General features: G+C 63.8%; 21 protein-coding genes and 2 pseudogenes. 18 read left to right on the top strand and 5 right to left on the bottom strand.

Annotated elements, in window-relative coordinates:
• The first annotated feature begins 124 nt into the window (after positions 1-124).
• The 12 genes and pseudogenes from IVB28_RS14690 (at position 125) to IVB28_RS14745 (ending at position 10,743) form a co-directional block, all read left to right on the top strand.
• Positions 125-676, top strand: coding sequence for an NAD(P)H-dependent oxidoreductase (locus tag IVB28_RS14690; protein WP_247527118.1), 552 nt, complete (start codon positions 125-127; stop codon positions 674-676).
• A gap of 204 nt (positions 677-880) precedes the next feature.
• Positions 881-1,198 (top strand): septum formation initiator family protein, encoded by a 318-nt coding sequence (locus IVB28_RS14695; RefSeq protein WP_028141594.1) that lies wholly within the window; start codon positions 881-883, stop codon positions 1,196-1,198.
• A gap of 193 nt (positions 1,199-1,391) precedes the next feature.
• Positions 1,392-1,669 (top strand): annotated as a pseudogene (locus IVB28_RS29495) (hypothetical protein); the annotation flags it as partial.
• A 238-nt stretch (positions 1,670-1,907) separates the two neighbouring features.
• Positions 1,908-2,930, top strand: a complete 1,023-nt coding sequence (gene pdhA / locus IVB28_RS14705) for a pyruvate dehydrogenase (acetyl-transferring) E1 component subunit alpha (RefSeq protein ID WP_247527119.1) — start codon at positions 1,908-1,910, stop codon at positions 2,928-2,930.
• Between the two features lie 29 nt (positions 2,931-2,959).
• Positions 2,960-4,348 carry a pyruvate dehydrogenase complex E1 component subunit beta gene (locus IVB28_RS14710; RefSeq protein ID WP_247527120.1) on the top strand — a complete coding sequence of 463 codons (1,389 nt, stop codon included), beginning with the start codon at positions 2,960-2,962 and terminating at the stop codon, positions 4,346-4,348.
• Between the two features lie 3 nt (positions 4,349-4,351).
• The gene (locus tag IVB28_RS14715; RefSeq protein WP_247527121.1) at positions 4,352-4,654 is read left to right on the top strand and encodes a DUF5076 domain-containing protein; all 303 of its coding nucleotides are present in this window, start codon (positions 4,352-4,354) and stop codon (positions 4,652-4,654) included.
• A gap of 2 nt (positions 4,655-4,656) precedes the next feature.
• Positions 4,657-5,109 (top strand): nucleoside deaminase, encoded by a 453-nt coding sequence (locus tag IVB28_RS14720; protein ID WP_247527122.1) that lies wholly within the window; start codon positions 4,657-4,659, stop codon positions 5,107-5,109.
• A 62-nt stretch (positions 5,110-5,171) separates the two neighbouring features.
• Positions 5,172-6,524 (top strand): pyruvate dehydrogenase complex dihydrolipoamide acetyltransferase, encoded by a 1,353-nt coding sequence (locus IVB28_RS14725; protein ID WP_247527123.1) that lies wholly within the window; start codon positions 5,172-5,174, stop codon positions 6,522-6,524.
• Positions 6,525-6,542: 18 nt separating this feature from the next.
• Entirely contained in the window at positions 6,543-6,773 is a 231-nt protein-coding gene (locus IVB28_RS14730) for a hypothetical protein (RefSeq protein WP_247527125.1), read from the top strand.
• 17 nt (positions 6,774-6,790) lie between these two features.
• Positions 6,791-8,212: a dihydrolipoyl dehydrogenase gene (gene lpdA, locus IVB28_RS14735; RefSeq protein ID WP_247527127.1), complete on the top strand. Its 1,422-nt coding sequence runs from the start codon at positions 6,791-6,793 to the stop codon at positions 8,210-8,212.
• A 135-nt stretch (positions 8,213-8,347) separates the two neighbouring features.
• A complete protein-coding gene (locus IVB28_RS14740) occupies positions 8,348-9,589 on the top strand; it encodes a threonine synthase (RefSeq protein WP_247527128.1) in 1,242 nt (413 codons plus the stop codon).
• A gap of 182 nt (positions 9,590-9,771) precedes the next feature.
• On the top strand, positions 9,772-10,743 hold the full coding sequence (locus IVB28_RS14745) for a tripartite tricarboxylate transporter substrate binding protein BugD (RefSeq protein WP_247527129.1): 972 nt from the start codon (positions 9,772-9,774) through the stop codon (positions 10,741-10,743).
• A 31-nt stretch (positions 10,744-10,774) separates the two neighbouring features.
• Here IVB28_RS14745 and IVB28_RS14750 read toward each other — a convergent pair whose 3' ends face one another.
• From IVB28_RS14750 to IVB28_RS14760, 3 genes are all read right to left on the bottom strand, one after another.
• Positions 10,775-11,161, bottom strand: a complete 387-nt coding sequence (locus IVB28_RS14750) for a response regulator (protein WP_247527130.1) — start codon at positions 11,159-11,161, stop codon at positions 10,775-10,777.
• 86 nt (positions 11,162-11,247) lie between these two features.
• On the bottom strand, positions 11,248-11,919 hold the full coding sequence (locus IVB28_RS14755) for a response regulator transcription factor (protein ID WP_346730733.1): 672 nt from the start codon (positions 11,917-11,919) through the stop codon (positions 11,248-11,250).
• Positions 11,916-14,348, bottom strand: a complete 2,433-nt coding sequence (locus IVB28_RS14760; RefSeq protein ID WP_247527131.1) for a PAS domain S-box protein — start codon at positions 14,346-14,348, stop codon at positions 11,916-11,918. Before IVB28_RS14760 ends, IVB28_RS14755 begins: the two co-directional genes overlap by 4 nt.
• Positions 14,349-15,102: 754 nt before the next feature.
• On the opposite strand from IVB28_RS14760, the gene IVB28_RS14765 reads away from it, so the two are divergent.
• Entirely contained in the window at positions 15,103-15,471 is a 369-nt protein-coding gene (locus tag IVB28_RS14765; protein ID WP_247528547.1) for a hypothetical protein, read from the top strand.
• Between the two features lie 645 nt (positions 15,472-16,116).
• Here the strand turns inward: IVB28_RS14765 and IVB28_RS14770 are convergent.
• Positions 16,117-18,303 (bottom strand): lytic transglycosylase domain-containing protein, encoded by a 2,187-nt coding sequence (locus IVB28_RS14770; protein WP_247527132.1) that lies wholly within the window; start codon positions 18,301-18,303, stop codon positions 16,117-16,119.
• A gap of 240 nt (positions 18,304-18,543) precedes the next feature.
• On the opposite strand from IVB28_RS14770, the pseudogene IVB28_RS14775 reads away from it, so the two are divergent.
• From IVB28_RS14775 to IVB28_RS14795, 5 genes and pseudogenes are all read left to right on the top strand, one after another.
• A pseudogene (locus IVB28_RS14775) lies at positions 18,544-18,739 on the top strand (adenylate/guanylate cyclase domain-containing protein); the annotation flags it as partial.
• 434 nt (positions 18,740-19,173) lie between these two features.
• Positions 19,174-19,386: a hypothetical protein gene (locus IVB28_RS14780; protein ID WP_247527133.1), complete on the top strand. Its 213-nt coding sequence runs from the start codon at positions 19,174-19,176 to the stop codon at positions 19,384-19,386.
• A 157-nt stretch (positions 19,387-19,543) separates the two neighbouring features.
• Positions 19,544-19,795 (top strand): hypothetical protein, encoded by a 252-nt coding sequence (locus IVB28_RS14785; RefSeq protein ID WP_247527134.1) that lies wholly within the window; start codon positions 19,544-19,546, stop codon positions 19,793-19,795.
• An 841-nt stretch (positions 19,796-20,636) separates the two neighbouring features.
• Positions 20,637-22,358, top strand: coding sequence for a dihydroxy-acid dehydratase (ilvD, locus tag IVB28_RS14790; protein ID WP_247527135.1), 1,722 nt, complete (start codon positions 20,637-20,639; stop codon positions 22,356-22,358).
• On the top strand, positions 22,345-23,172 hold the full coding sequence (locus IVB28_RS14795) for a tetratricopeptide repeat protein (protein WP_247527136.1): 828 nt from the start codon (positions 22,345-22,347) through the stop codon (positions 23,170-23,172). The genes ilvD and IVB28_RS14795 overlap by 14 nt, the downstream gene beginning before the upstream one ends.
• A 57-nt stretch (positions 23,173-23,229) precedes the next feature.
• Here IVB28_RS14795 and xth read toward each other — a convergent pair whose 3' ends face one another.
• Positions 23,230-24,027 carry an exodeoxyribonuclease III gene (gene xth / locus IVB28_RS14800; RefSeq protein ID WP_247527137.1) on the bottom strand — a complete coding sequence of 266 codons (798 nt, stop codon included), beginning with the start codon at positions 24,025-24,027 and terminating at the stop codon, positions 23,230-23,232.
• Positions 24,028-24,055 lie beyond the last annotated feature (28 nt).

A 24,055-nucleotide genomic window follows, 5' to 3' on the forward strand; every position in this document is an offset into this window, starting at 1 on the left:
GGCGACCATCTGCTTTCGCGAAACACAGGGTTTCCAAATCCGGCCAATTCATGCACTTGCATCCATTGGTCGGGTTCGCTTAAGTGCCGTCCGGCACTTTCCCTCCAGGTTTCAAGGACACCTCATGGCCTACAACATCGTCGTAATCGCCGGCAGCCTGCGCAAGGACAGCTTTTCGCTGAAGATCGCCAACGCGCTGGCCAAGCTCGCGCCTGATACGCTCAAGCTCGAGGTCATCACGCCGGCGGGCATCTCGTTCTTCAACCAGGACCTCGAAGGTGCGCCGCCCGCCGACTGGCTGGCCTTCCGCGACAAGCTTCAGAAGTCCGACGGCATCATCTTCGTCACGCCCGAATACAACCGCGCCATCCCGGGCGTGCTGAAGAATGCCATCGACGTGGCTTCGCGCCCCTATGGCAAGAGCTCGTTCAACGGCAAGCCGGTCGGCATCATCTCGAACTCGCCAGGACCGCTCGGCGGCGTCAGCGCCGCCAAGACGCTGCAGAACATCCTGCCGGGCATTTCCGGCCCGATCATGCAGCAGCCCGAGGCCTATCTGAACGCGGTCGGAGACGCCTTTGATGCTGACGGCAATCTGACCAAGGAGTCGCTCAAGCCCGTGCTCCAGGCCTATATCGACGCCTTCGCGGCCCACGTCGCCAAGTACCACGGCTGAGGCCAAATATCCCCGCGGCCAGTCCGGAAGTCCTCATCCTGAGGAGATCGCGAAGCGGTCGTCTCGAAGGATGGCTGCGGGGACAGTCGGGCCTGCATGGTTCGAGACGGCGCTTCGCGCCTCCTCACCATGAGGGTCAAATGCGGCAGGGACCGGCTCCCCCGAATTAGCACTCCCTTAACCAACCTGTCCCATCTTCAAAGGATGGTCTCCCGCGCGCGCCTGAAATCGATCCTGACCGGCCTTGCCCTCTACGCGATGGCGGCCGCCATCGTCGGCTATTTCGGCGTCAACGCCTATACCGGCAAATACGGCCTCAACGCCCGCCAGGAACTCGACCAGGAGATCATCGCGCTGACCAGCGAACTGGCCCAGCTCAAGCGCGAGCGCGCCAGGAGCGAGCAGCGGGTGTCGCTGCTGCGGTCCGAGAGGATCGACCCCGACATGCTCGATGAGCGGGCGCGCTTCCAGCTCGACTACGTCAATCCGCGCGATCTCGTACGGATGATCCCGGCGAAGTAGCGTCTTCCGCAGCTTTCGAAACAGACGCGAAAGCCGCTGCCCAAATCCGATCACCGCGCCGTTGGCTGCTGCGACGGTCGTAAGCTGGTAACCGGTTGGCCGCCTCAATGGCAGCGCCGCAGCGGGCTCATGGCTTCTGTCGCGGTCGCCCAAGTTGACGCAGATCAATCAGGCAGCGCCGGCACGTTCTAATCTGTCATCCGGAGGAAACTGTGATGATTGGGACAATGCCCGGCATCACGCGGCCCCTGTCGAGGCCACCGTCGCGTCAGGGCGGGCGGCACGCGCCGCGCTCGTGGCCTCGTGGCCCCGTTCGTCCAGATGCATCATCTCGATCCCGGCGGCATCGGCACATGCCTCGTCGAGCAGCGTCCGTTGACGACCGATCGCGACCAGCATTTCTTCACCCGCAACACGCTTCTGAGCTGCAGCGCCGTTCCGATCTATGACCATGAAGCGGCGCTCGCGGGCGCCCGCCGACCGATCAGAAGAAGCCGAGCTTCTTCGGGCTGCAACTGAGCAGTAGTCACGAACCTGCGCACGTGTGAGGCGCATAGAATTGTTGCCCGATCGGCGCCAAAGATTTTGCAATATTTCGACAACGTTGCACTGCGGCATAATGAAAGTCGTGCCATGTCGCCGCGGTGCTTTCCAAGGGCGTTTGACTTGGGTTAGAGAGGACGAAAGTTTTCTCTGACCCGGAATTCCTATGGCCGCACCCAAGAAAGCCGCCGCAAGCACTCCACAGGACAAGCCCGACGGCGGTTCGCCCCCGGAATTCACCAGGGAGCAGGAGCTCAAGGCCTTCCGGGACATGCTCCTGATTCGGCGGTTCGAGGAAAAGGCCGGCCAGCTCTACGGCATGGGCGCGATCGGCGGCTTCTGCCACCTCTATATCGGCCAGGAGGCCGTGGTGGTCGGCATGCAGATGGCCCTGAAGCAGGGCGATCAGGTCATCACGGGCTACCGCGATCACGGCCACATGCTCGCCACCGGCATGGACGCCAACGGCGTCATGGCCGAGCTCACGGGCCGCCGCGGCGGCTATTCCAAGGGCAAGGGCGGCTCCATGCACATGTTCAGCAAGGAGAAGCACTTTTACGGCGGCCACGGCATCGTCGGCGCCCAGGTCTCGCTCGGCACCGGGCTTGCCTTCGCCAATCACTATCGCGGCAACGACAATGTCAGCGTCACCTATTTCGGCGACGGCGCGGCCAACCAGGGCCAGGTCTATGAGAGCTTCAACATGGCGGAGCTCTGGAAACTGCCGGTGATCTTCGTCATCGAGAACAACCGCTACGCCATGGGCACCTCGGTCTCGCGCGCGTCGGCGCAGCAGGATTTCTCCAAGCGCGGGGCCTCCTTCAATATTCCCGGCCAGCAGGTCGACGGCATGGACGTTCGCGCCGTCAAAGCCGCCGGCGACGAGGCGGCGGCCTGGTGCCGTGCCGGCAAGGGGCCCTTCATCCTGGAGATGCAGACCTATCGCTATCGCGGCCACTCGATGTCCGATCCCGCAAAGTACAGAACGCGGGAAGAGGTCGAAAAAGTCCGCCACGATCAGGACCCGATCGAGCAGGTGCGCAACCGCCTGTTGGCCGCCAAGGTCAGCGAGCAGGATCTGAAGGCGATCGACGCCGAGGTGCGCGACATCGTCAACGCCTCCGCCGATTTCGCCCAGCATGATCCCGAGCCGGATGCCGCCGAGCTCTGGACCGACATTTACCGCTGAACGCGCGCAAGCTTTCTTTTGGAGCCGATATGCCAATTCAAGTGCTGATGCCCGCGTTGTCGCCCACGATGGAAAAGGGCAACCTCGCCAAATGGCTGAAGAAAGAGGGCGAGACGATCAAATCCGGCGACGTCATCGCCGAGATCGAGACCGACAAGGCGACCATGGAGGTCGAGGCGACCGACGAGGGCACGCTTGGCAAGATCCTGATCCCCGAGGGCACCGCCGACGTCGCGGTGAATACGCCGATCGCGACCATTTTGGCGGACGGCGAAAGCGCGGGCGATCTGGCCAAGGCGCCGGCGCCCGCACAGCAGCAGAAGGCCGCGGAGTCCGCGCCGCCTGCCGCTGCTAAGGCCGAAGCACCCCAACCCAAGGCTGCTCCCGCACCGCAGGCCGTCCCCGAGCCAGATCCCGAAGTGCCTGAAGGCACCGAGATGGTGACGCAGACCATCCGCGAAGCCTTGCGCGATGCCATGGCCGAGGAAATGCGCCGTGATCCCGACGTGTTCGTGATGGGCGAAGAGGTTGCCGAATATCAGGGCGCCTACAAGGTCACGCAAGGGTTGCTCCAGGAGTTCGGCGCCAGGCGCGTCATCGACACCCCGATCACCGAGCACGGCTTTGCCGGCGTCGGCGTCGGCGCCGCGATGACCGGCCTCAAGCCGATCGTCGAGTTCATGACCTTCAACTTCGCCATGCAGGCGATCGACCAGATCATCAACTCCGCGGCCAAGACGCTGTATATGTCCGGCGGTCAGATGGGCTGCTCGATCGTATTCCGCGGCCCGAACGGAGCGGCCGCCCGCGTTGCCGCCCAGCACAGCCAGGACTACTCGGCCTGGTATTCGAACGTTCCGGGCCTCAAGGTCGTCGCGCCGTTCTCGGCAGCGGACTACAAGGGCCTGCTCAAGGCTGCGATCCGCGATCCCAATCCGGTGATCTTCCTCGAGAACGAGGTGCTCTACGGTCATACCGGCCAAGTGCCCAAGCTCGACGATTTCGTGATCCCGATCGGCAAAGCCCGTATCGTGCGTTCGGGCAGCCACGTCAGCATCATCTCTTGGTCGAACGGCATGACCTATGCGCTGAAGGCCGCCGACGAGCTCGCCAAGGAGGGCATCGAGGCCGAGGTGATCGACTTGCGCACGCTGCGTCCCATGGACACCGAGACCATCATCAACTCGGTCAAGAAGACCGGCCGCGCCGTCACGGTGGAAGAGGGCTGGGCCCAGAGCGGCGTCGGCGCCGAGATCGCCGCCCGCATCATGGAGAACGCCTTCGACTATCTGGACGCGCCTGTGACGCGTGTCTCCGGCAAGGACGTGCCGATGCCCTATGCCGCCAATTTGGAGAAGCTCGCGCTGCCCTCGGCGGCGGAGGTCGTCGAGGCCGCCAAAGCCGTCTGCTACAGGTAGATCATGGCGGGCCCGAAGGAGCAGCCGCTGCCGCCCGACGTCATGACCCGCGACGACGCGGTCGAGATCCTGCGCGTGTTCGTGCTGGACGGCGGGCTGTCGATGGCGTTCCAGCGGGCCTTCGATGAGCCGGACATGTGGGGCCTCTTGCTCGTCGATCTCGCCCGTCACGCCGCGCGTGCCTATGCGCGCGAGAGCGAATACACCGAGGAGGACGCGCTGAACCGGATCATCGAGATGTTCCAGGCCGAGATCGAGCGTCCCACCGACACCGGCACCACGACGCCGCGCGGGAAGGGACACTGACCGTGGGGGTCGACTCCTATCATTTCGATTTCATGCTGGAGGCGATCCGCGAGGCGGAGGCTTCGATCGCGCAGGGCGGCCTGCCGATCGGCGCCGTGCTGACGCGCGACAACAAGATCATCGCCCGCGGCCACAACAATCGCGTGCAGGAGAACAATCCGATCCTGCATGGCGAGATGAGCTGCCTGCGCGAAGCCGGCGCGATCTCGTTCCACGACACAATCATGTACACCACGCTGTCGCCATGCTCGATGTGCGCCGGCGCGCTCGCGCTGTTCAAGGTGAAGCTGGTGGTGATCGGAGAATCCGTCACCTTCGAGGGATCCAAGGACATCCTCGACAAGTTCGGCATTCCCTGGATCGATCTTGCCGACGACCGTTCCATCACCATGATGAAGAATTGGCGTTCCAATCCTGCCAATGAGCGCCTGTGGCAAGGCGACATCGGCAACTAAACCTGGTCTGTTCGTCTTCGCTTTTGGAGACGAATTTTTGAGAAGCTCTTCGTGAGGTCAGCATGCCCATCAACATCCTGATGCCCGCTCTTTCGCCGACGATGGAGAAGGGCAACCTCGCCAAGTGGCTGAAGAAGGAAGGCGACAAGGTCAAATCCGGCGACGTCATCGCCGAGATCGAGACCGACAAGGCCACCATGGAGGTCGAGGCCATCGACGAGGGCACGATCGCCAAGATCCTGGTGCCCGAGGGTACGCAGGATGTTCCGGTCAACGACGTGATCGCGGTGCTCGCCGGCGAGGGCGAGGACGTGAAGGCGGCGGGCGCCGCCAAGCCCAGCGCGTCGGCCGCGCCTCCGAAAGCTGCTGAAGCACCGGCTGCAGCGCCGGCTCCCGCAGCTGCGCCTGCCGCGCCCAAGGCCGCGTCGGCTCCCGCCGCAGCATCCGCGCCGCAGGCCGCACCGGCCGCGCAGAGCAACGGGCACGGCGGCCGCGTCTTCTCATCGCCGCTGGCGCGGCGTCTTGCCAAGGATGCCGGCATCGACGTGTCGATGGTGACCGGCACCGGGCCGCACGGCCGCGTGGTCGCGCGCGATGTGGAGCAGGCCAAGTCAGGCAAGGGCCTCAAGGCGGCCGCCGCGACGCCATCAGGCGCGTCCTCGATCGCCCCGACCATGTCGGACAAGCAGATCCTGTCGCTCTTCGAGCCGGGCTCCTACGACGTCGTCCCGCATGACGGCATGCGCCGCACCATCGCACAGCGCCTGACCGCGTCGATCCAGAACGTCCCGCACTTCTATCTCACCATCGACTGCGACATCGGCAAGCTGCTTGCCGCCCGCGAGGAGATCAATGCGGCTGCTCCCAAGGACAAGGAGAAGAAGCCGCTCTACAAGATCTCGGTCAACGACTTCGTCATCAAGGCGATGGCGGTCGCACTGCAGAAGATCCCGAACTGCAATGTGAGCTGGACCGAATCGGGCATGGTCAAGCACCACCATTCCGACGTCGGCGTTGCGGTGGCGATGCCGGGGGGCCTGATCACGCCGATCATCCGCAAGGCCGAGACCAAGACGCTCTCGACCATCTCCAACGAGATGAAGGATTTTGCGACACGCGCCCGCTCGCGCAAGCTGAAGCCCGAAGAGTACCAGGGCGGCACGACGGCTGTCTCGAATCTCGGCATGTTCGGCATCAGCCACTTCACCGCCGTGATCAATCCACCGCATGCCACCATCCTCGCGGTCGGCACCAGCGAAGAACGGCCAGTCGTGCGCGGCGGCAAGATCGAGATCGCGAGCATGATGAGCGTGACGCTGTCGTGCGATCACCGCGCCATCGACGGCGCGCTCGGCGCCGAGCTGATCGGTGCCTTCAAGCAGCTGATCGAAAATCCCGTCATGATGATGGTCTGACGGGGAGGCGCAGGGTGAATGCGAACGCGCTGGCCCTGGATCTCCCTGTTGCTCTCGGCCGTGCTTGTGCTCAATCCGGTCGGGCTCGACGTTCTGCATTCCGCGTTCTTTGCCGGCGAGCAGCTGGCAAGGAGCATCGGCCAGGCGGTCGTTCTGATCGTGCTGGCCAGCATGGCCGGCGCGACCCTACTCGAATGGCTGGTCCGGGTTTTGATTTCCAGGCGTCGCGCCCGCGGCGCATCCACGTGAGTTGAACGGGAGCCGCCATGGCCGATACATCCTTCGACGTCATCATCATCGGCTCCGGACCCGGCGGCTACGTCACCGCGATCCGGGCTGCCCAGCTCGGCTTCAAGGTCGCAATTGTCGAAAAATCCTATCTCGGCGGCATCTGCCTGAACTGGGGCTGCATCCCGACCAAGGCGCTGCTGCGTTCGGCCGAGATCTATCACTACATGCAGCACGCCAAGGATTACGGGCTCTCGGCGGAGAAGGTCTCGTTTGACCCGAAGGCCGTGGTGCAGCGCTCGCGCGGTGTCTCCAAGCGCCTGAATGACGGCGTCGGTTTCCTGATGAAGAAGAACAAGGTCAGCGTCATCTGGGGCGCGGCCTCGATCGACGCGCCCGGCAAGGTCACCGTGAAGAAATCCGACGTCCAAGGTCCCAAGGGGGCGCTGGGCGAGGGGAGCTATCAAGCAAAACACATCATCGTCGCGACTGGCGCGCGACCGCGTGTGCTGCCGGGGCTCGAGCCTGACAAGAAGCTGATCTGGACCTATTTCGAGGCAATGGTTCCGGAGCGGATGCCGAAGTCGCTGCTGGTGGTCGGCTCCGGCGCGATCGGCATCGAGTTCGCCTCGTTCTTCCACACCATGTGCTCCGAGGTCACTGTCGTCGAAGTGCTGCCGCAGATCCTGCCCGTCGAGGATGCCGAGATCGCCGGCCTTGCGCGCAAGCGCCTGGAGAAGCAGGGCATCAAGATCATGTCCTCGACCAAGGTGACCAAGCTGGAGAAGAAGGCCGACAGCGTCGTCGCCACCATCGACGACGGCAAGGGCAAGCCTGTCACGACCGAGTTCGAGCGCGTGATCTCGGCGGTCGGCGTCGTCGGCAACATCGAGAATCTCGGACTCGAAAAGGTCGGCGTGAAGACCGATCGCGGCATCATCGTCGTCGACGGCTATGGCAAGACCAACGTTCCCGGCATCTACGCCATCGGCGACGTCGCCGGCCCGCCCATGCTGGCTCACAAGGCCGAGCATGAAGGCGTGATCTGCGTCGAGGCAATCAAGGGGCTGCATCCGCACCCGATGGACAAGAATCTGATCCCGGGCTGCACCTATTGCCAGCCACAAGTGGCCTCGGTCGGCCTCACCGAAGCCAAGGCCAAGGAGAACGGCCGCGAGATCCGCGTCGGCCGCTTCCCCTTCGTCGGCAACGGCAAGGCCATCGCGCTCGGCGAGGATCAGGGCCTGGTCAAGGTGATCTTCGACAAGAAGACCGGCCAGCTGCTCGGCGCCCACATGGTCGGCGCGGAAGTCACCGAGCTGATCCAGGGCTATGTCGTCGCCATGAACCTGGAGACGACGGAAGAAGAGTTGATGCACACGGTGTTCCCGCACCCGACGCTGTCGGAGATGATGAAGGAAGCCGTGCTGGATGCGTATGGGCGCGTGTTGAATATCTGACAGCCGCCGTCATTGCGAGCCAAGCGAAGCAATCCAGAATGCCTCCGCGGTAACACTCTGGATTGCTTCGTCGCAAGAGCTCCTCGCAATGACGAGCAGAATGAGTCGTTTGCAAAATAAGAAGGAAACCAACCCATGCACGACAACGACAACCTCACCATCGAGCGCCCGACCTTCGTCACCCATCTCGAATGCGCGATGGAGGGTGACCATTACGCGGCCGACCAGGTCCACAACCTCTCTAAGGCGGGCAAGCCGCTGCTGGTCCGCTACGATCTGGCGGGTGTGAAGAAGGCGCTGACGAAGGATGCGCTCAAGGAACGGCCCGGCGACATGTGGCGCTATCGCGAGCTGCTGCCGGTGCGCAAATGCCAGGACATCGTCTCACTCGGCGAAGTCACGACGCCGCTGATCCGGCTGCCGAAGCTGGGTGCGAAGCTCGGCGGCGGCGAGATCATCGTCAAGGACGAGGGACGGTTGCCGACCGGCTCGTTCAAGGCGCGCGGTCTCGTAATGGCGGTGTCGATGGGCAAGGCGCTCGGAATCAAGCACATGGCGATGCCGACCAACGGCAATGCCGGCGCGGCACTGGCCGCTTACGCCACGAGCTGCGGCATCAAGACCACGATCTTCTGCCCGGCCGATACGCCGGAGGTGAATGTCAGCGAAATCGAGCTGCAGGGCGCGACCGTCTACCGCGTCAACGGCTATATCGACGATTGCGGCAAGATCGTCGGCGAGGGCAAGGCCAAGGTCGGCTGGTTCGACACCTCGACGCTGAAGGAGCCGTACCGCATCGAGGGCAAGAAGACGATGGGCCTCGAACTCGCCGAGCAGCTCGGCTGGGACGTGCCCGATGTGATCTTCTATCCGACCGGTGGCGGCACCGGCCTGATCGGCATGTGGAAGGCATTCGACGAGCTCGAGAAGATCGGCTTCATCGGAAGCAAGCGCCCACGCATGGTCGCGGTGCAGGCCTCCGGCTGCGCGCCGATGGTGCGGGCCTATGATGCCGGCACCGAGCATGCAACCCGCTGGGAGGATGCCCACACCATTGCGTCGGGAATCCGCGTGCCGCAGGCGATCGGCGATTTCCTGATTCTGCGCGCGGTGCGTGAGAGCAAGGGCTTTGCTATCGCGGTCGACGACGACAAGATCTCCTCGGCGCTGAACGAGGTCGCGCGCGAGGAGGGGCTCTTGCTGTGCCCCGAGGGCGCCGCCACCTATGCCGCCTACAAGGACAGCCTCGCCGACGGCCGCGTCTCGAAGGGTGATCGCGTGATGCTGTTCAACTGCGCCACCGGCCTGAAGTACCCGCTGCCGCCCGTCAGCCGCACGCTCGACCGTCACAAGCCGATCGATTATTCCCAGTTCTAAAGCGCGATGCGGTTTGGATGAATCGCCATCGCGCTTTAGGTTGTTGTTTAAGCATGATCTTATCGGAAAACCGCTGCGCACTTTTCCGGATCATGCTTTAGCGCGGCAAGACGCCACGAACGATCCCTCTTCCCGTACGCGGGAAGAGCAAACCAATACGCGACATCGCTGGGGAGAAGACAATGACGAAGGCCGTCTGGGCTGCGCTGTTTGCTATTCTCGCTGTTTCAGGCGCCGCGCGCGCTGATGACTATCCTTCCCATCCCATCACCATCATCGTTCCCTTCTCGGCCGGCGGGCCGTCGGATGCGATGGCGCGGGTGCTTGCCGAGCGGATGCGCGTCGCGCTTGGTCAGGCCATGGTGATCGAGAACGTCACCGGCGCGGGCGGCTCGATCGGCGTCGGCCGCGCCGTGCAATCGCCGCCGGACGGCTACACCATCTCCTTCGGCCATCTCGGCACCCATGTGGCCAATGGTGCCGTCTACAAGCTCAGATACGACCTCGTCGCCGATCTCGAGCCGGTGGTGCTGCTGCCGAGCAATCCGATGATCGTCGTCAGCAAGACCGGGGTGCCCGCGACCTCGCTGAAAGAACTTCTGGAATGGCTGAAGTCGCGCACCTCGCCGCCGACCGCGGGCACTGCCGGCGCCGGCTCCGGCAGCCACATCGCCGGCGTTTATTTCGAAAGCGTCTCCGGCATCAAGCTGCAATACGTGCCCTATCGCGGCACCGCACCCGCACTGAACGATCTCATCGCCGGCCAGATCGACATCATCGTCGACCAGACCTCCAACTCCATCGGCCAGGTCCGCGCCGGCACTATCCGCGCCTACGCCATCACCGACGACAAGCGCCTCGCGTCCGCACCGGATATTCCGACCGCGGAGGAGGCGGGGCTGAAGGGCTTCAACATGACGCTGTGGTCGGGCATGTGGGTGCCGAAGGGCACACCCAAGGAGATCGTGACCAGGCTCAATGCCGCGGCGGTGGAAGCGCTCAACGATCCCGCCGTGAAGAAGCAGCTCGAAAGCCAGGGCCTGGAGATGACACCGCAGGATCAGCTCACCCCCGAAGCGCTCGGCAACCGCCAGAAGGCCGAGATCGCGAAATGGTGGCCGATGATCAAGGCGGCGAACATCAAGGTGGAGTGAGCGCCGCGTCGCCGGGGCTCGCGCCGGCGTATCACGTCTCGGTTTGATCGGAGCCGGACAGGGCCATCCGCAAACATTCAAGCAGAGCGGGCGTGGAGAACGGCTTCGCGAGAAAGCAAATAGCGCCCGCTTTCAGCGCGCGGTCGCGCACGGCAGCGTCAGGAAAGCCCGTCATAAAGATGAACGGCGTGTGGTGACCGAGGCTGCGCATGTGCATCAAGAGATCAACGCCGCCCATGACCGACATCTGGACATCCGCGATCACACATGACGTCCTCTTCAGTTCGGCCGATTGGAGAAATTCGTCAGCGGAGCGAAAGATGTTGACCGTGTATCCCCGCGACCTCAGCAGATTGTTGGTCGCGAGGCGGACTGATCGATCATCGTCAATGACGGAAATGGCCGAGGGGATTGACAAGATGATCGCTCCTGATCGGGGAGCCGCCGATCACGGTGCCGCACCTGGCGGAAAGTGAGCCCTTGGAGCGAGCTTGAAAAGCATACTTAGGTTTGTACCTTTCCCCCCGGCCGTGAGATTCCGAGCGCCTCCACCATTCTGACGAGATCGGCCAACGACTTGGCGCCCATTTTCCGCATGATCTGCCCACGATAGATCTTGACGGTAATCTCGGCCAATCCAAGCTCGGCAGCGACTTGCTTGTTCATCAGGCCGGATGCCACCAGGGTGAGAATGTCGCGCTGGCGCGCGCTCAAACCCTCGAAGCGGGACCGCACTCCCGCGACCGACTCCTCGGCATTGCGCCGCTTGCGGTCCCGTTCGATTGCGGCCTGAACCGCATCCAGCATGTCCTGGTCGCGCACGGGCTTGGTCAAAAAATCGATGGCGCCGCTCTTCATGGCCCTGACGGTCATCGGAATATCGCCATGACCGGTGATGAAGATGATCGGGGTGTGAATGTTCGCCTTCGCGAGGTCCGATTGAAGGTCAAAGCCGCTGGAGCCCGGCAGGCGAATGTCGAGCACGAGGCAGCTGGGGACCGCCGGTCGCTTGGCTTCCATGATCTCCGCCGCAGAGCCGAAAGCCTCGACCCGGAGGCCGACGGATTGAAAGAGATTGGTGAGCGCACGGCGCATTGATGGATCGTCGTCGACGATCAAGACTATCGGATCGTCGACGCTTGTCTGCGCCGTCGCGGCCTTGGGAAGGTCAGTCACGACGTGTCCTCGATCGGCAAGGGCAGGGCAATCTGGAATGTCGCACCGCTCCCGTCATTGGGGAATGCCGAGAGCCGGCCCGCGTGAGCTTCGATGATCGATCGGCAGATCGACAGTCCCATCCCCAGGCCGCTCGGCTTTGTCGTGAAGAAAGGTGTGAAGATGCGCTCGGTCGCGCCGTTGCCAAGGCCGGTCCCGCTGTCCGTCACGGTCAGGAGCATGCGGCTTTCGCCGTGCTCGCTCACTTGGCTGGAGCGGATCGCAAGCTCGCGCGGGCATTCCACATTGGCGTGCATGGCTTCAATCCCGTTCACGACCAGGTTGATCAGCACCTGCTGCAGCTGGATCCGGTCGCCGCAAACCCGGGGTAGAGCGGACGCCAGCTCCATTCGCACCGACACAGCACGGGTGGCAAGCTCGCCCCGAACGAGCGCCACCGTCTCCCTGACGAGCTGGTTCATGTCGACCGGAGCCATCTCGATCTCGGTCTTCTTCGCAAGCGCTCTGATCCGCCGGATCACCTCGCTGGCGCGATTGGCGTCTTCGACGATCCATTCCACGGAACGGCGCGCGGCATTCAGTTCGGCCGGTTCGCGGTCGAGCCATCCGATACAGGCGTCTGCGTTGGAGATCACGGCGGCAAGCGGCTGATTGATCTCGTGGGCTATCGAGGCCGTGAGTTCTCCAAGCATCGTGACGCGCGTGACATGGGCGAGTTCGGCTTGCGCCTTGCGCAGCGCTTCTTCCGCCTGCTCGGCGCGGACCGCCGCGGTTACGTCGGTACTGACGCCACGATAGCCGAGAAAATTTCCGTTCGCATCGTGCAAGGGTTTGCCGCTGGTGCGCACGTAGATTGGAGATCCGTTGCGATCCTTGCTTCGGTAGACCAGGTCGCGAAACGGAAGGTGGGCATCGAGCGTCGCGCGATGCCGCTCCCACTTCTCGGGCTCGAGCTCGGCGTCGGGCGGAATGTCCCAACGGGCCAGGCCGATCACGCCCGTGGGGACCGCACCCGTCTCGGCATGTTCCGAGATCCGGGTGATACGGTGGTCCGGTCCGGTCTCCCAAAACCAGTCCGATGCGGTTTCGGCATAGTCACGGAATCGTTGCTCGGATAGCTTGATCTCGTCAAAGGCCTTCTGCAGCGCTTGTTTTGCGGCAAACTGTTCGGTGACGTCCACGTGGGTGCCGATGATTTCCATCACATCGCCGTCGCCGCTGATGACTGGACGTCCCTCCGTATGGACGTGTCTCACCGAACCGTCCGGACGTACAATCCGAAAATCAACTTCGAAAGGTCGCTTTTGCTGGATTGCATGACGTTCCACATCGACAATCCGGCCGAAGTCTTCGGCGAGGATTCGTTTTTGGAAAGCCCGTGCCGACAGATCGATCTGGTCGGGGTCGAATCCGAACAGGCGATAGAGTTCGGCCGATCTGTAAGCGAACTCCTGACGGCGCACGTCCCAGGCCCAGCTGCTTGTATGACTGAGGCGCTGGGCTTCGGTCAGATAGGCTTCGCTGCGACGCAGCCTCTGTTCCGCTTCCTTTGCAGTCGTGACGTCGGTGACGGCGCCAACAAACTCGATGTGCCCGGATCCATGTCTCACCGCGCGTGCCACGGAATGGAGATATTTGATGGATCCATCGGGCATCAGCAGGCGATATTCATGGTCGAAGTCCTGCACGTCGCGGAAGGCTCGATCGAGGGTCTTGCTGACCGCATTGCGATCTTCCGGATGGATGCGCTGGAAAACGAAATCCAGGGTCGGCTTTACCGCCGGGTCACATTGGAAGATGCGAAAGGTCTCCCTGGACCAGACGGCCTCACGGGTTGCCAGACTCAAGCCGAAGCTGCCGGTGCGGCTCAATTCCTGCGCTTGGGCAAGGTAGGCCTCGCTCTGCCGCAGCGCATCCTCCGCCTCCTTGCGTTGGGTGATGTTTTCGCAAGCGACCAGCACGATCGGCGTGCCGTCGCCGCGCCGCATGGCCTTGGCGTTTTCGCGGACCCAGAGAACCGAGCCGTCCTTCCGGATCTTGCGAATCTCCCAGGTGTGCGACTGGTCCACGGTTTCCAGGCACAGCCCGACACAGCGACGAACGAAATCGCGGTCCTCTTCGAAGAAGACGTTCAGCACGGATTGGCCGGTCAGCTCGGCCGCCGTGTAGCCCAGTTGTGCGGCGCCAAATGTATTCACGTTGAGCACCGTACCGGCCGGATCGACCATGAAGTACATGACGGGATTATGCTCGAACACCTGCCGCCATTGCTTCACGGCGTCGCGGAGATCGGCGTTGTCCGGCCGCCGGCCGTTTCCAGCCGCGGGCCCGTCTTTCGCTGCATTGCCGAGAGATCGAAGCGCCGCAAGGCCGCCGAGCAGGAATTGCGCGGCCGAATTCCCTAATCTTGCGATCTGGCCAGGCATCATCGCAGGCGTCCCGGCCCGCTTGGGGGCTGGGCAAGTAGAGCACTTTGCGACAGGAGGGGCAATTCCCTCCGATCAAGCCAGGATTCCGCATCGAAAGTTCGCGGTCTCCGTGCAGCTTGCCAGCTTGCGCCGTCTCGTTGCGCGCGGACGAAGCTCCGGAAGATCACCGGGCAAACCTATGTATAGGTCGCGCAACCCTAGTCATACGCTGCATTTACCTCCGTACAATTGAGCGGCCCGTCGCATCGGGACTAGGCTCACCGGCAATCCAGCGGAGTCGATCGCGAAGCGCGAGCCGTCGAGTTGCTCGGCATCGTGCACCCGAGAGGCCAGCTTCGCCTCCGCCGCCGCGCGACTTGCCGATCATCCGGCCGGTCACGATTGAGAAGCCGCATTTCGTTGACGAACGTCATGACCGTGCATCAGCGCCCGTGGGGAGCCTGGACCATCAGAGGCACCCATCAGACGCCAGGAGGAGAGGACCATGTGCGATAAGCCCGAACGCTCCGACCGCCCTTCTGCCGCAAAAAGCTGCGCCGTCTGCAGCGGGAAGTTCGGCCTGATCCGGTATTATTCTTGGCGAGCGCCGCTCTGCTCCCGGAAGTGTCTCGATCGCTTCAGGGCGCGCCGCGAACGCGACCGTCGATGGCTGTTTCGGTTTCAGGCGGCGTGAGAACAATCCGCCGGATCCGCCCCGTTCGGCATTTCTCAATCAGGAGGCTGCGTGTTGAACCGTGTTTGCAAGCTCCTCTTGGTGATCGCGCTCCCGTTTCCGTTGATGACGGGGGTGGGGGCCGACGAGGTTGGACAGGATGCTACACATCGTCACCATCCGCTTCAGGATCGGCTCCTCCACGACGAGTTCTATTCCAGCTGGCGCATGCCCGATAACCCAGTGCTGAGTTGTTGCAACAGCGCGGATTGCTACCCGACCGAGATGCATTACGTCGACGGCAAGGTCTACGCGCGGCGCCGGGAAGACGGGAAATACATCCTCATTCCAGCCCAGAAGGTCGAGCGAAATAGAGACAATCCCGACGGCCGCAACCATCTTTGCGCGCCGCCGCCGTCCGCCTCTCTGGTCGACGCGGTCTTCTGCTTCGCTCTGGGAGGCGCCACGTGAGATTTATATTGGTGAACGGAAGGACCCCTTTCCGAAAAACGTTTTGCCTATGGTGCTGCGAGGAGATCAGCGCCGGCTATCTGCGCGATGCGAAGACGCTGCTGCCCTACTGCGGCTATGAGTGTTACGCGCTTCATGGCGAAGCTGCGCCGCTCACTGAGGGGCGCACACGAGCGGCGTCTTGAGAGGACAGGGGAGTAAAACCGCCGGCGGATTTGCCCTCCGGGTGAGAGGACATGACGATGAGATTCATGCTCGTCAATCAGGAAGGGCCTCGCCACGCCGGTACCTGCAGCGCGTGCGCCAAGCAGCTGGGCTCGAGTTACGTCCGCCATGTCCCCGCGGAGCGGCGGTACTGTAGCCATGATTACTACCGTCGATATCAGCACACGACGGTGGAAATGCTCTGGCCCTACCGCAGTTCGCTTGAAGCGATCACGGTTTTCACGGCCACTTCGAGCTGGAGCTGGATACTGCAGATGGGCGTGGTCTCGCGCTCGCTGACGGAAGCATTTCTGCGCGCGTACGACCCCTCTGACCACGGAAGGAGGTGACGGCTCGCCGAACGACGCGGACCCGCGCAGAGAGGTCGGTCGCGGTCACTGCACCCAGCTTCGCGCCGCGTCCAGCCCCGGCGTCGCGAAACTAGGGCGCGGCGGCTGCGGCCGATGCCGTCGGCACTGGGCCCACGTCCTGCGCTGTAACGCGTTGCTCGCTCTTCCCGGCGACCACGCTGCTGCCCTCAAAGCGCGCCCGGTACACAAGCACGTTCTCCATCACGCGCTGGACGTAGTTGCGCGTCTCCGACAGCGGGATGCGCTCGACCCAGTCGACCGGATCGACCTTGGGATCCCGGGGGTCGCCGCGCGCCTGCACCCATTCGCGCACGCGGCCGCGGCCGGCATTGTAGCCGGCGAAGGTCATGATCTGGTTGCCGCGATATTCCGACAAAAGCGCGCTGAGCTCGGCCGCGCCCATCTGGGTGTTGTAGACGGGATCCGATACCATCTTGCCCCAGTCATAGGTCAGGCCGAAGCGCTTGGCGGTGTCGCGGCCGGCTTCGGGCGTCACCTGCATCAGCCCGACCGCATTGGCGGCCGATTTGTCGCGCTGGTCGAACGAGCTTTCGGTGCGCGCCACCGAATAGATCACGCTGGTCTCGATCGCGGGCGCGACCTGCCGGTGCTCGGGGATGCCGATTGTGGGGAAGGCGTAATGGTCCAGCGCGAGCCCGCGTGCCAGCGCCGACTTGCCGACCTCCAGCATGACGCGCGCATCGTTGCGCCGGCCGGCGAGTGCGCCGAGTCCTTCGAGCGCTGCGACGTCGGTGCTCTCCTTGGCAAAATCCTCGGCGTAATAGAACACCACGTCGCGCTCGCCGATGCCGTAGAGCATGTCGGCGGCACGCACGCGCTCGTCTGAGGGCTGCATGTCGGCTGCCGCCAGCACGGGCGAGGGCGCCCGCAGCTCGATGCGGTCGAGGCCGAGCCTTGCACGTGCAAGCTGGCCGTAATAGGCGGTCGGATAGCGCGAGGCCGCCCGATAGCTCATCTGCGCATCCGCGCTCGCGCCCATCGCATCGGCGGCACGGCCGCGCCAATAATGGGCGCGCGACAGCGCGATCGGATTGGCCGAGCCTTCGTCGATGGCGGCGAAGTGCATGATCGCCGACTTGGGATCGCCGAGGAATCGCAGCGCGATCCAGCCGCACATGAAGTGGTAGTCGACGCGGTAGACTTCCTTCTCGGGCACCGCCGCGGTGCGCACCACGTCATAGGCCGTTTCGAATTTGCCCTGGTCGAGCAGCTTGCGCGCGAGCAGGCGGCGCTCGCGCCACCAGGCATCGGTGTCCTGGGCCGCCATGGTGGCGGGCGCGGCGGCCAGGATCACCTCGGCCGCGTCGTCGATGCGGTTATTCTGGAGGTGCCACTGGGCTCGGCACAGCACATAGCCGAGATCGCGCCGTGCGTCGGCCGGGACGTCCTCGAGATAATCCTTGGCCTTGCTAGCCTTGCCGGTGACGGCGGCGCAGGCTTTGACGATCGCGAGCGCATCCTCGCCGAGCCGTTTTGCCGCGCGCCGGGCAGCCGAATAGTCCTTGGCGCCGAGCCGCTTGTCCATGCGGGCGCGATGATCGTCAGCGGTGAGGAGATCGTGGAACGCTTCGTAGGAGTCCTCCTCGCTGCGCTCCGACAATTCGTCCGTGCGCCAGGCCTCGCGCACGAGCCGCGCGGCCCAGTCGGCGTCGCCTTCAACGAGCAGCACGCGGGCCAGCGCGAACTTGCCCTTGGCGCTGGCCGGCCGGTCCATGGTGAATTTGTGCACAATGGCCGCATCGCTCTTCTCCTGCCACAGCCGCGCCTCGGCGCGGCGGCGGAGCAGGGCGCTGCTCGGCCAGTCAGGATTGGCGTCGAGGAAGGCGGCGTAACGCCTGAAATTCGCTGTGCTCTCGGAGTGGCGCAGCATGAACCAGTCCGCGAGCTTCCGTCCGGCGGGGTCCGCGATGCGGTCGCGCGCGGCGCTCGCGTCGTCGGTCTTGCCCTTGCGTGCGAGATCGATCGCGTCCTTCAGCGCGGCGAGGTCGCCAGTCAGCGGCGGGGTTGCGGGCTTGTCGGACGGCGCGTCGTCGCTCTTCTTCGACTTATGCCTGGCCTCGGCATGCCTGCCGTGGCGCGATTTCACCGCGGCATGACGCTGCTTGCCGGCTTTCACCTCGTGCGTCTTCTTCGGCGCGGACGATTTGTGGCTGCTCTTGGCCGCGAGCTCGGTGGGAAGAAGGGCCATTGCGGCCGCGGCAACGACACACGCGAGCGAGCGTAGGCACTGGTTCATTCCATGGTCCCCCCTGCGAAACCACCACAAACCAAGGTCCGCGACGACATGCGGCTTGAGAATCAAAGCACCGACACGATGCATCAGCATCGTGTCGCATCCTCACGCTGTCGCAACAATGCGGCAAAATACGGATGCGGCGGGGGAACTCCCGCAAGGGAGAACAAGGGAACTTTTACGCAAGGGAGAACAAGCGTAGGCGCTTTGGCCTCATTTAACGATGTGGGCTCGCGCGACCGGCGAACGCACTATGCCGAAGTGCTCGCCGCTTATCTCGCCCGGCGGTTCGACGACGCCCGCGCCGCCTTCAATACGGCGCTCGAAGCCGTTCCCGATGATGGCCCCTCGCGGACGATGCTCGGCCGCATCGCGCAGTTTCGAGGCCAACCCGCCGGCCGCCGGCTGGGATGGCGCCTGGCGGCTGGACCGCAAATAGCTGCCGCGGCGGAAAAATTGATTCTACTCGATAACGATGTTCGCCGTGACCTATTTCCCGGGCTTAATTTGGATGTCCTTGAGGCGTTTGATGGGGACACGCCGATGACAGACCTTCAGGACAGGCTGGAACGGTTCGAGACGCTCACCGCCGAATGCGAGCTGATTACCAAGCTCGCCACCGACAGTGCCAAGCGCGAGTTCTATCTGAAGCTTTCGGAGCAGTACCGTCAGTTGGCGGCGGACATGCGCCAGGCGATCGCGACCAAGGCTGCGGCCTGAGGCCGGCTGCAATCCGTTCTTAAGGTTTGGCGCGCATCCTCTGGGGATGCGAGCGTCGTGCGTCAACGTTGCTCGTAGTGGGAATGCCGGGGTCCGTTGCGGTGCAGCGTACCCCGCTGATCTTTGCTTTGCCGCTCTCTACGGGGCAATCCCATGCGCCTTCTTGCAGTCCTTATTTTCGCGCTCATGACGGCCGCCTGCAATCAGGAGCAGGACATCACCGGCGCGACCCCGGTCTGCGCGATGCGGAACTACAGCTCGTACAATCCCCGTGACATGAACCAGTGCGTTAACGCCTGCAAATCGTGCGACCACGGCAACACGGTTACCTGCACGACCTCCTGCACCCTCAAGGGCGCGCGCTAAAGTCCTGACGCTTGCAGAGGTGGGGACGGCGAGTCTGAGATCATTAGCTCCCCAGGGGAAGAACCGGTGAAAACTGGCGGTGCTAAGACACCGGAACGATTCACTTGCGTTAAACATTGAAGGAGGCGGCAGGACGCGGAGTCCGATGGAAATGGGTATGCTCGATCCCGGTCGATTTCTGGTGTCGTGCTCGCATTGCGATGCTTGGCCGATGGCGGCCAATGTGAAGCGATCGAGCTGGTGGGCGTCCCCGCACGAGGTCCGCTTTGTCTGCACGCGCTGCCGCCGCGAGGAAACCGCGATCGTCTCGGCCTCCGGCGAATTGACCCCGATCAAGCGCGTCGATGTTCCGCCACGAGACGTCGCTGCCGCCTGGGCCCAGGCCCAGCGTTTCCGAGGGCGGACCTGAGCGGCGCCACCGTCGCAAGGCGACCCCGTCCAGACCGTCTCGACAAGTCCGAACGGCCAGCACTGGAGAGGCTGTAAATCCCACCGAGCGCGCACGCCGCCGCGAAAGGCCAGCACATAGCGCGACCCGCGCGGCTCCAGCTTCGCGGTTGCGCGGGGACGACCAACAGGATCGTCATTGCAAGTGCCAGCGACTTGTCCGGCGAAGCCTTGGCAACGGCGGAAGCAATCCAGAATCCCACCGCTGAAAGATTCTGGATTTGCTTCGTCGCAAAGGGCTCGTCGCAATGGCCGCGTGGACGCGGCGTGCGCGTTACCCCGCTCTCGTGCCCGCAGCGCAGCGTTCCCTGGATGGTGCGCTGCTGAGCAGGGGCCCCACGTCGCGGACTGGTGCCATGTCGCTCTGGGTCCCGGCTCTGCGCCGCGCCGCTCAAGCGTTGCAGCTTGTCCGGGACACGAGCGGCCGAGCGCTGTCGTTGGTGAGAGAGCGCCCCCGACTCGCCCGTGCAGCCGCCGCGGCGTGGACCGTTCAGGAGTGATATGCCCCACGAAATCTGAAGTTGTGCGCCGGTCGTTTTCGCGAGGTATTACAGTAAGCGAACCCGTGTCTTCGCGGTAACGATTGTGCCGTCCATGCAACACCCGTCCTAGATTTAACCGTCATCACGGGCGGTTCGCATCCCCGCCGCTTTTTGGCCACACCCAAACATGAATAAAATCGCTCTAATGTTTTTGGAGGCAGCGGGCAGTCCTCAACGCCACGAGAAAATCCCAAGGTCGATTCAAATCTTGGCTCTGATTTTTCGGGTCTGAAAGGGTTGGCCGGGGAAACTGGTTTTGCGATGGGCGCGAAGATTGACAAGCAGAGGCTGCCGAGCCGTCACGTGACGGAAGGCCCTGCGCGTGCGCCCCATCGCTCGTACCTCTACGCCATGGGTCTGACCACCGAGCAGATCCACCAGCCCTTCGTCGGCGTCGCCTCGTGCTGGAACGAGGCCGCGCCCTGCAACATCTCCTTGATGCGTCAGGCGCAGGCGGTGAAGAAGGGTGTGGCGTCGGCCGGCGGCACCCCCCGCGAATTCTGCACCATCACCGTCACCGACGGCATCGCCATGGGCCATGACGGCATGCGCTCCTCGCTGCCGTCGCGCGAATGCATCGCCGATTCCGTCGAACTGACAATCCGCGGCCACGCCTACGACGCGCTCGTCGGCCTCGCCGGCTGCGACAAGTCGCTGCCCGGCATGATGATGGCGATGGTCCGCCTCAACGTGCCTTCGATCTTCATCTATGGCGGCTCGATCCTGCCCGGCAATTTCCGCGGCCAGCAGGTCACCGTGCAGGATATGTTCGAGGCAGTCGGCAAGCACTCGGTCGGGGCCATGTCCGACGAGGACCTCGACGAGATCGAGCGCGTGGCGTGCCCCTCGGCGGGCGCCTGCGGTGCGCAGTTCACCGCCAACACCATGGCGACCGTCTCCGAGGCGATTGGCCTCGCACTGCCTTACTCAGCCGGTGCGCCCGCACCTTATGAAATCCGCGACGCCTTCTGCATGGCCGCGGGCGAGAAGGTCATGGAATTGATCGCGTCCAACATCCGGCCGCGCGATATCGTCACCCGCAAGGCATTGGAGAACGCGGCTGCCGTGGTCGCCGCCTCGGGCGGCTCGACCAATGCTGCGCTGCACCTACCCGCGATCGCGCATGAGTGCGGCATCAAGTTCGACCTATTCGACGTCGCCGAAATCTTCAAAAAGACACCATATGTCGCGGATTTGAAGCCGGGTGGCCGTTATGTCGCCAAAGACATGTTTGAAGTAGGTGGCATACCGCTTCTGATGAAGACGCTGCTCGACAACGGCTTCCTGCACGGTGATTGCCTTACCGTCACGGGCCGCACGATCGCTGAAAACCTCAAGAGCGTGAAGTGGAATCCGCACCAGGATGTGGTGCACCCGGCAGACAAGCCCATCACCGTCACGGGCGGTGTGGTTGGTTTGAAGGGCAATTTGGCGCCAGAAGGTGCGATCGTGAAAGTCGCGGGAATGTCCAACCTCAGGTTTACCGGTCCGGCCAGGTGCTTCGACCGTGAGGAGGATGCTTTCGAGGCGGTCCAGAAGCGCACCTACCGCGAAGGCGAAGTCATCGTGATCCGCTACGAGGGGCCCAAGGGCGGTCCCGGCATGCGGGAAATGCTCCAGACCACCGCGGCGCTGACCGGCCAGGGCATGGGCGGCAAGATCGCGCTCATCACCGACGGCCGCTTCTCCGGCGCCACCCGCGGCTTCTGCATCGGCCATGTCGGGCCGGAAGCGGCCATTGGCGGTCCGATCGGGCTGCTCGAGGACGGCGACATCATCGAGATCGACGCGGTTGCCGGTACCCTTAACGTAAAATTGAGCGACGCCGAGCTCGCCCAACGCAAGACCAAATGGAGCGCTCGCGCGACTAACCACACGTCGGGTGCGCTCTGGAAATATGCTCAGCAGGTTGGACCAGCGGTCGGGGGGGCAGTTACCCATCCGGGCGGCGCGCACGAGAAACAGTGCTATGCGGACATCTAGGCGTGCCATAGTTGCGTTTGTGTTGGGGGTCAGTGCGCTGGCCACGCCGGCGCTCGCCTTCGACGGCGCTCCGGTCAACCCGAAGGATGCGACCATCCCGGTTGTGACCACATTGCCGGGAACCGCGGCAACCGTGCGCGGCAAGGTCGCGCCGGTGGCTGCGCCTCAGGAGGCATCGCTCAACGCGCTGCAATATGCCGCCGAGGGTGGTCACCCCATCGCGCAGTGGAAGCTCGGCCGCATGTACGCCAATGGCGACGGCGTCGCCCAGGACGATCTGCGCGCCTTCGAATATTTCAGCCGGGTCGCCAATGCGCATGCCGAGGACAGCCCGTCGGCTCCGCAGGCGCAGATCGTGGCCAACGCCTTCGTCGCGCTCGGCCGCTATTATCTGACCGGCATCCCGAACTCGAAGATCAAGTCGGACCCGGAGCGGGCGCGGGAGATGTTCTCCTATGCGGCCTCCTATTTCGGCAATGCCGACGCGCAATACGATCTCGCCCGGCTCTACCTGAAGACCCCGGACGCCTCGCGCGAGGATTTCCGCTATGGCGCGCGCTGGCTCGGCCTCGCCGCCCAGAAGGGCCAGCACGAGGCACAGGCGCTGCTCGGCCAGATGCTGTTCAACGGCGACCGTCTGCCGCGACAGGCCGCGCGCGGCCTGATGTGGCTGACCCTGGCGCGCGACAGCGCCGGCGCTGACGAGAGCTGGATCAAGGAAAGCTACAACCGCGCCTTCGCCAAGGCCTCCGACGACGACCGCGCCATGTGCCTGCAAATGCTGGAGCAGTGGGTGCAGGGCCGCCGGGAGTAAGCGGGATCTAGGGTGGACAAGGCGCCTTGGCGCCGTGCCACCATCTAGCCGCCAGCCTTACGCCGCCTCCAGATCCAGATCCGCCCATACCGGCACGTGGTCCGACGGCTTCTCCCAGCTGCGCACATAGCTGTCGATTCCGACATTGGCGAGCTTGTCGCTGGCCTGCGGCGACAGCAGCAGATGATCGATCCTCAGGCCCTGGTTCTTCTGCCAGGCTCCGGCCTGGTAGTCCCAGAAGGTGTACAGCCCGGGCTCGTCGGTGACGGCGCGCAAGGCGTCGGTCAGCCCAAGGCCGAGCAGGGCTTGAAAGCTCTCCCGCGTCTCCGGCTTGAACAGGGCGTCCTCGGTCCATGCGGCCGGATTGTGCACGTCGCGGGCGTGCGGGATGACGTTGAAATCGCCTGCGAGGATCAGCGGCTCCTCGGTCTTGAGGCGCTCCTTCGAATAATCAAGAAGCCGCGACATCCATTTGAGCTTGTAGGGATATTTCTCGGTCCCGACCGGGTTGCCATTGGGCAGATAGAGGCAGGCGATGCGCAGTACCCCGCGCTTGAGCGTCACCACGCCTTCGAGGAAGCGGGCATGGGCATCCTCGTCGTCGCCGGCGAGGCCCGACTTGGTCTCGTCGAACCGGAGCTTGGAGAGCAGGGCGACGCCGTTGAACGTCTTCTGCCCGTGCGTGACCACGTTGTAGCCGAGCGCCTCGATCTCCAGCCGAGGGAAGGCTTCGTCGACGCATTTGATCTCCTGTAGGCAGACGATGTCCGGCTGGCATTCCTTCAGCCAGGTCAGCAGAAGGTCGATCCGCTGCCGGACCGAGTTCACGTTCCAGGTGGCAACTCTGATGGTCATGTCGGCAGGCTCCGGGCAGGGACCATGG

The sequence above is a fragment of the Bradyrhizobium sp. 199 genome, assembly GCF_023073355.1.
Taxonomy (GTDB): domain Bacteria; phylum Pseudomonadota; class Alphaproteobacteria; order Rhizobiales; family Xanthobacteraceae; genus Bradyrhizobium.

Bases quoted from the DNA above. Each gene is read 5' to 3' on its own strand.
- IVB28_RS14780 (WP_247527133.1), top strand. From the start codon at position 19,174: ATGCGCCTTCTTGCAGTCCTTATTTTCGCGCTCATGACGGCCGCCTGC.
- IVB28_RS14730 (WP_247527125.1), top strand. From the start codon at position 6,543: ATGCGAACGCGCTGGCCCTGGATCTCCCTGTTGCTCTCGGCCGTGCTT.
- IVB28_RS14690 (WP_247527118.1), top strand. From the start codon at position 125: ATGGCCTACAACATCGTCGTAATCGCCGGCAGCCTGCGCAAGGACAGC.
- IVB28_RS14715 (WP_247527121.1), top strand. From the start codon at position 4,352: ATGGCGGGCCCGAAGGAGCAGCCGCTGCCGCCCGACGTCATGACCCGC.
- IVB28_RS14695 (WP_028141594.1), top strand. From the start codon at position 881: ATGGTCTCCCGCGCGCGCCTGAAATCGATCCTGACCGGCCTTGCCCTC.
- IVB28_RS14795 (WP_247527136.1), top strand. From the start codon at position 22,345: ATGCGGACATCTAGGCGTGCCATAGTTGCGTTTGTGTTGGGGGTCAGT.
- IVB28_RS14770 (WP_247527132.1), bottom strand. From the start codon at position 18,303: ATGAACCAGTGCCTACGCTCGCTCGCGTGTGTCGTTGCCGCGGCCGCA.
- IVB28_RS14745 (WP_247527129.1), top strand. From the start codon at position 9,772: ATGACGAAGGCCGTCTGGGCTGCGCTGTTTGCTATTCTCGCTGTTTCA.
- IVB28_RS14785 (WP_247527134.1), top strand. From the start codon at position 19,544: ATGCTCGATCCCGGTCGATTTCTGGTGTCGTGCTCGCATTGCGATGCT.
- IVB28_RS14760 (WP_247527131.1), bottom strand. From the start codon at position 14,348: ATGATGCCTGGCCAGATCGCAAGATTAGGGAATTCGGCCGCGCAATTC.
- IVB28_RS14740 (WP_247527128.1), top strand. From the start codon at position 8,348: ATGCACGACAACGACAACCTCACCATCGAGCGCCCGACCTTCGTCACC.
- IVB28_RS14710 (WP_247527120.1), top strand. From the start codon at position 2,960: ATGCCAATTCAAGTGCTGATGCCCGCGTTGTCGCCCACGATGGAAAAG.
- lpdA (WP_247527127.1), top strand. From the start codon at position 6,791: ATGGCCGATACATCCTTCGACGTCATCATCATCGGCTCCGGACCCGGC.
- xth (WP_247527137.1), bottom strand. From the start codon at position 24,027: ATGACCATCAGAGTTGCCACCTGGAACGTGAACTCGGTCCGGCAGCGG.
- ilvD (WP_247527135.1), top strand. From the start codon at position 20,637: ATGGGCGCGAAGATTGACAAGCAGAGGCTGCCGAGCCGTCACGTGACG.
- IVB28_RS14725 (WP_247527123.1), top strand. From the start codon at position 5,172: ATGCCCATCAACATCCTGATGCCCGCTCTTTCGCCGACGATGGAGAAG.
- pdhA (WP_247527119.1), top strand. From the start codon at position 1,908: ATGGCCGCACCCAAGAAAGCCGCCGCAAGCACTCCACAGGACAAGCCC.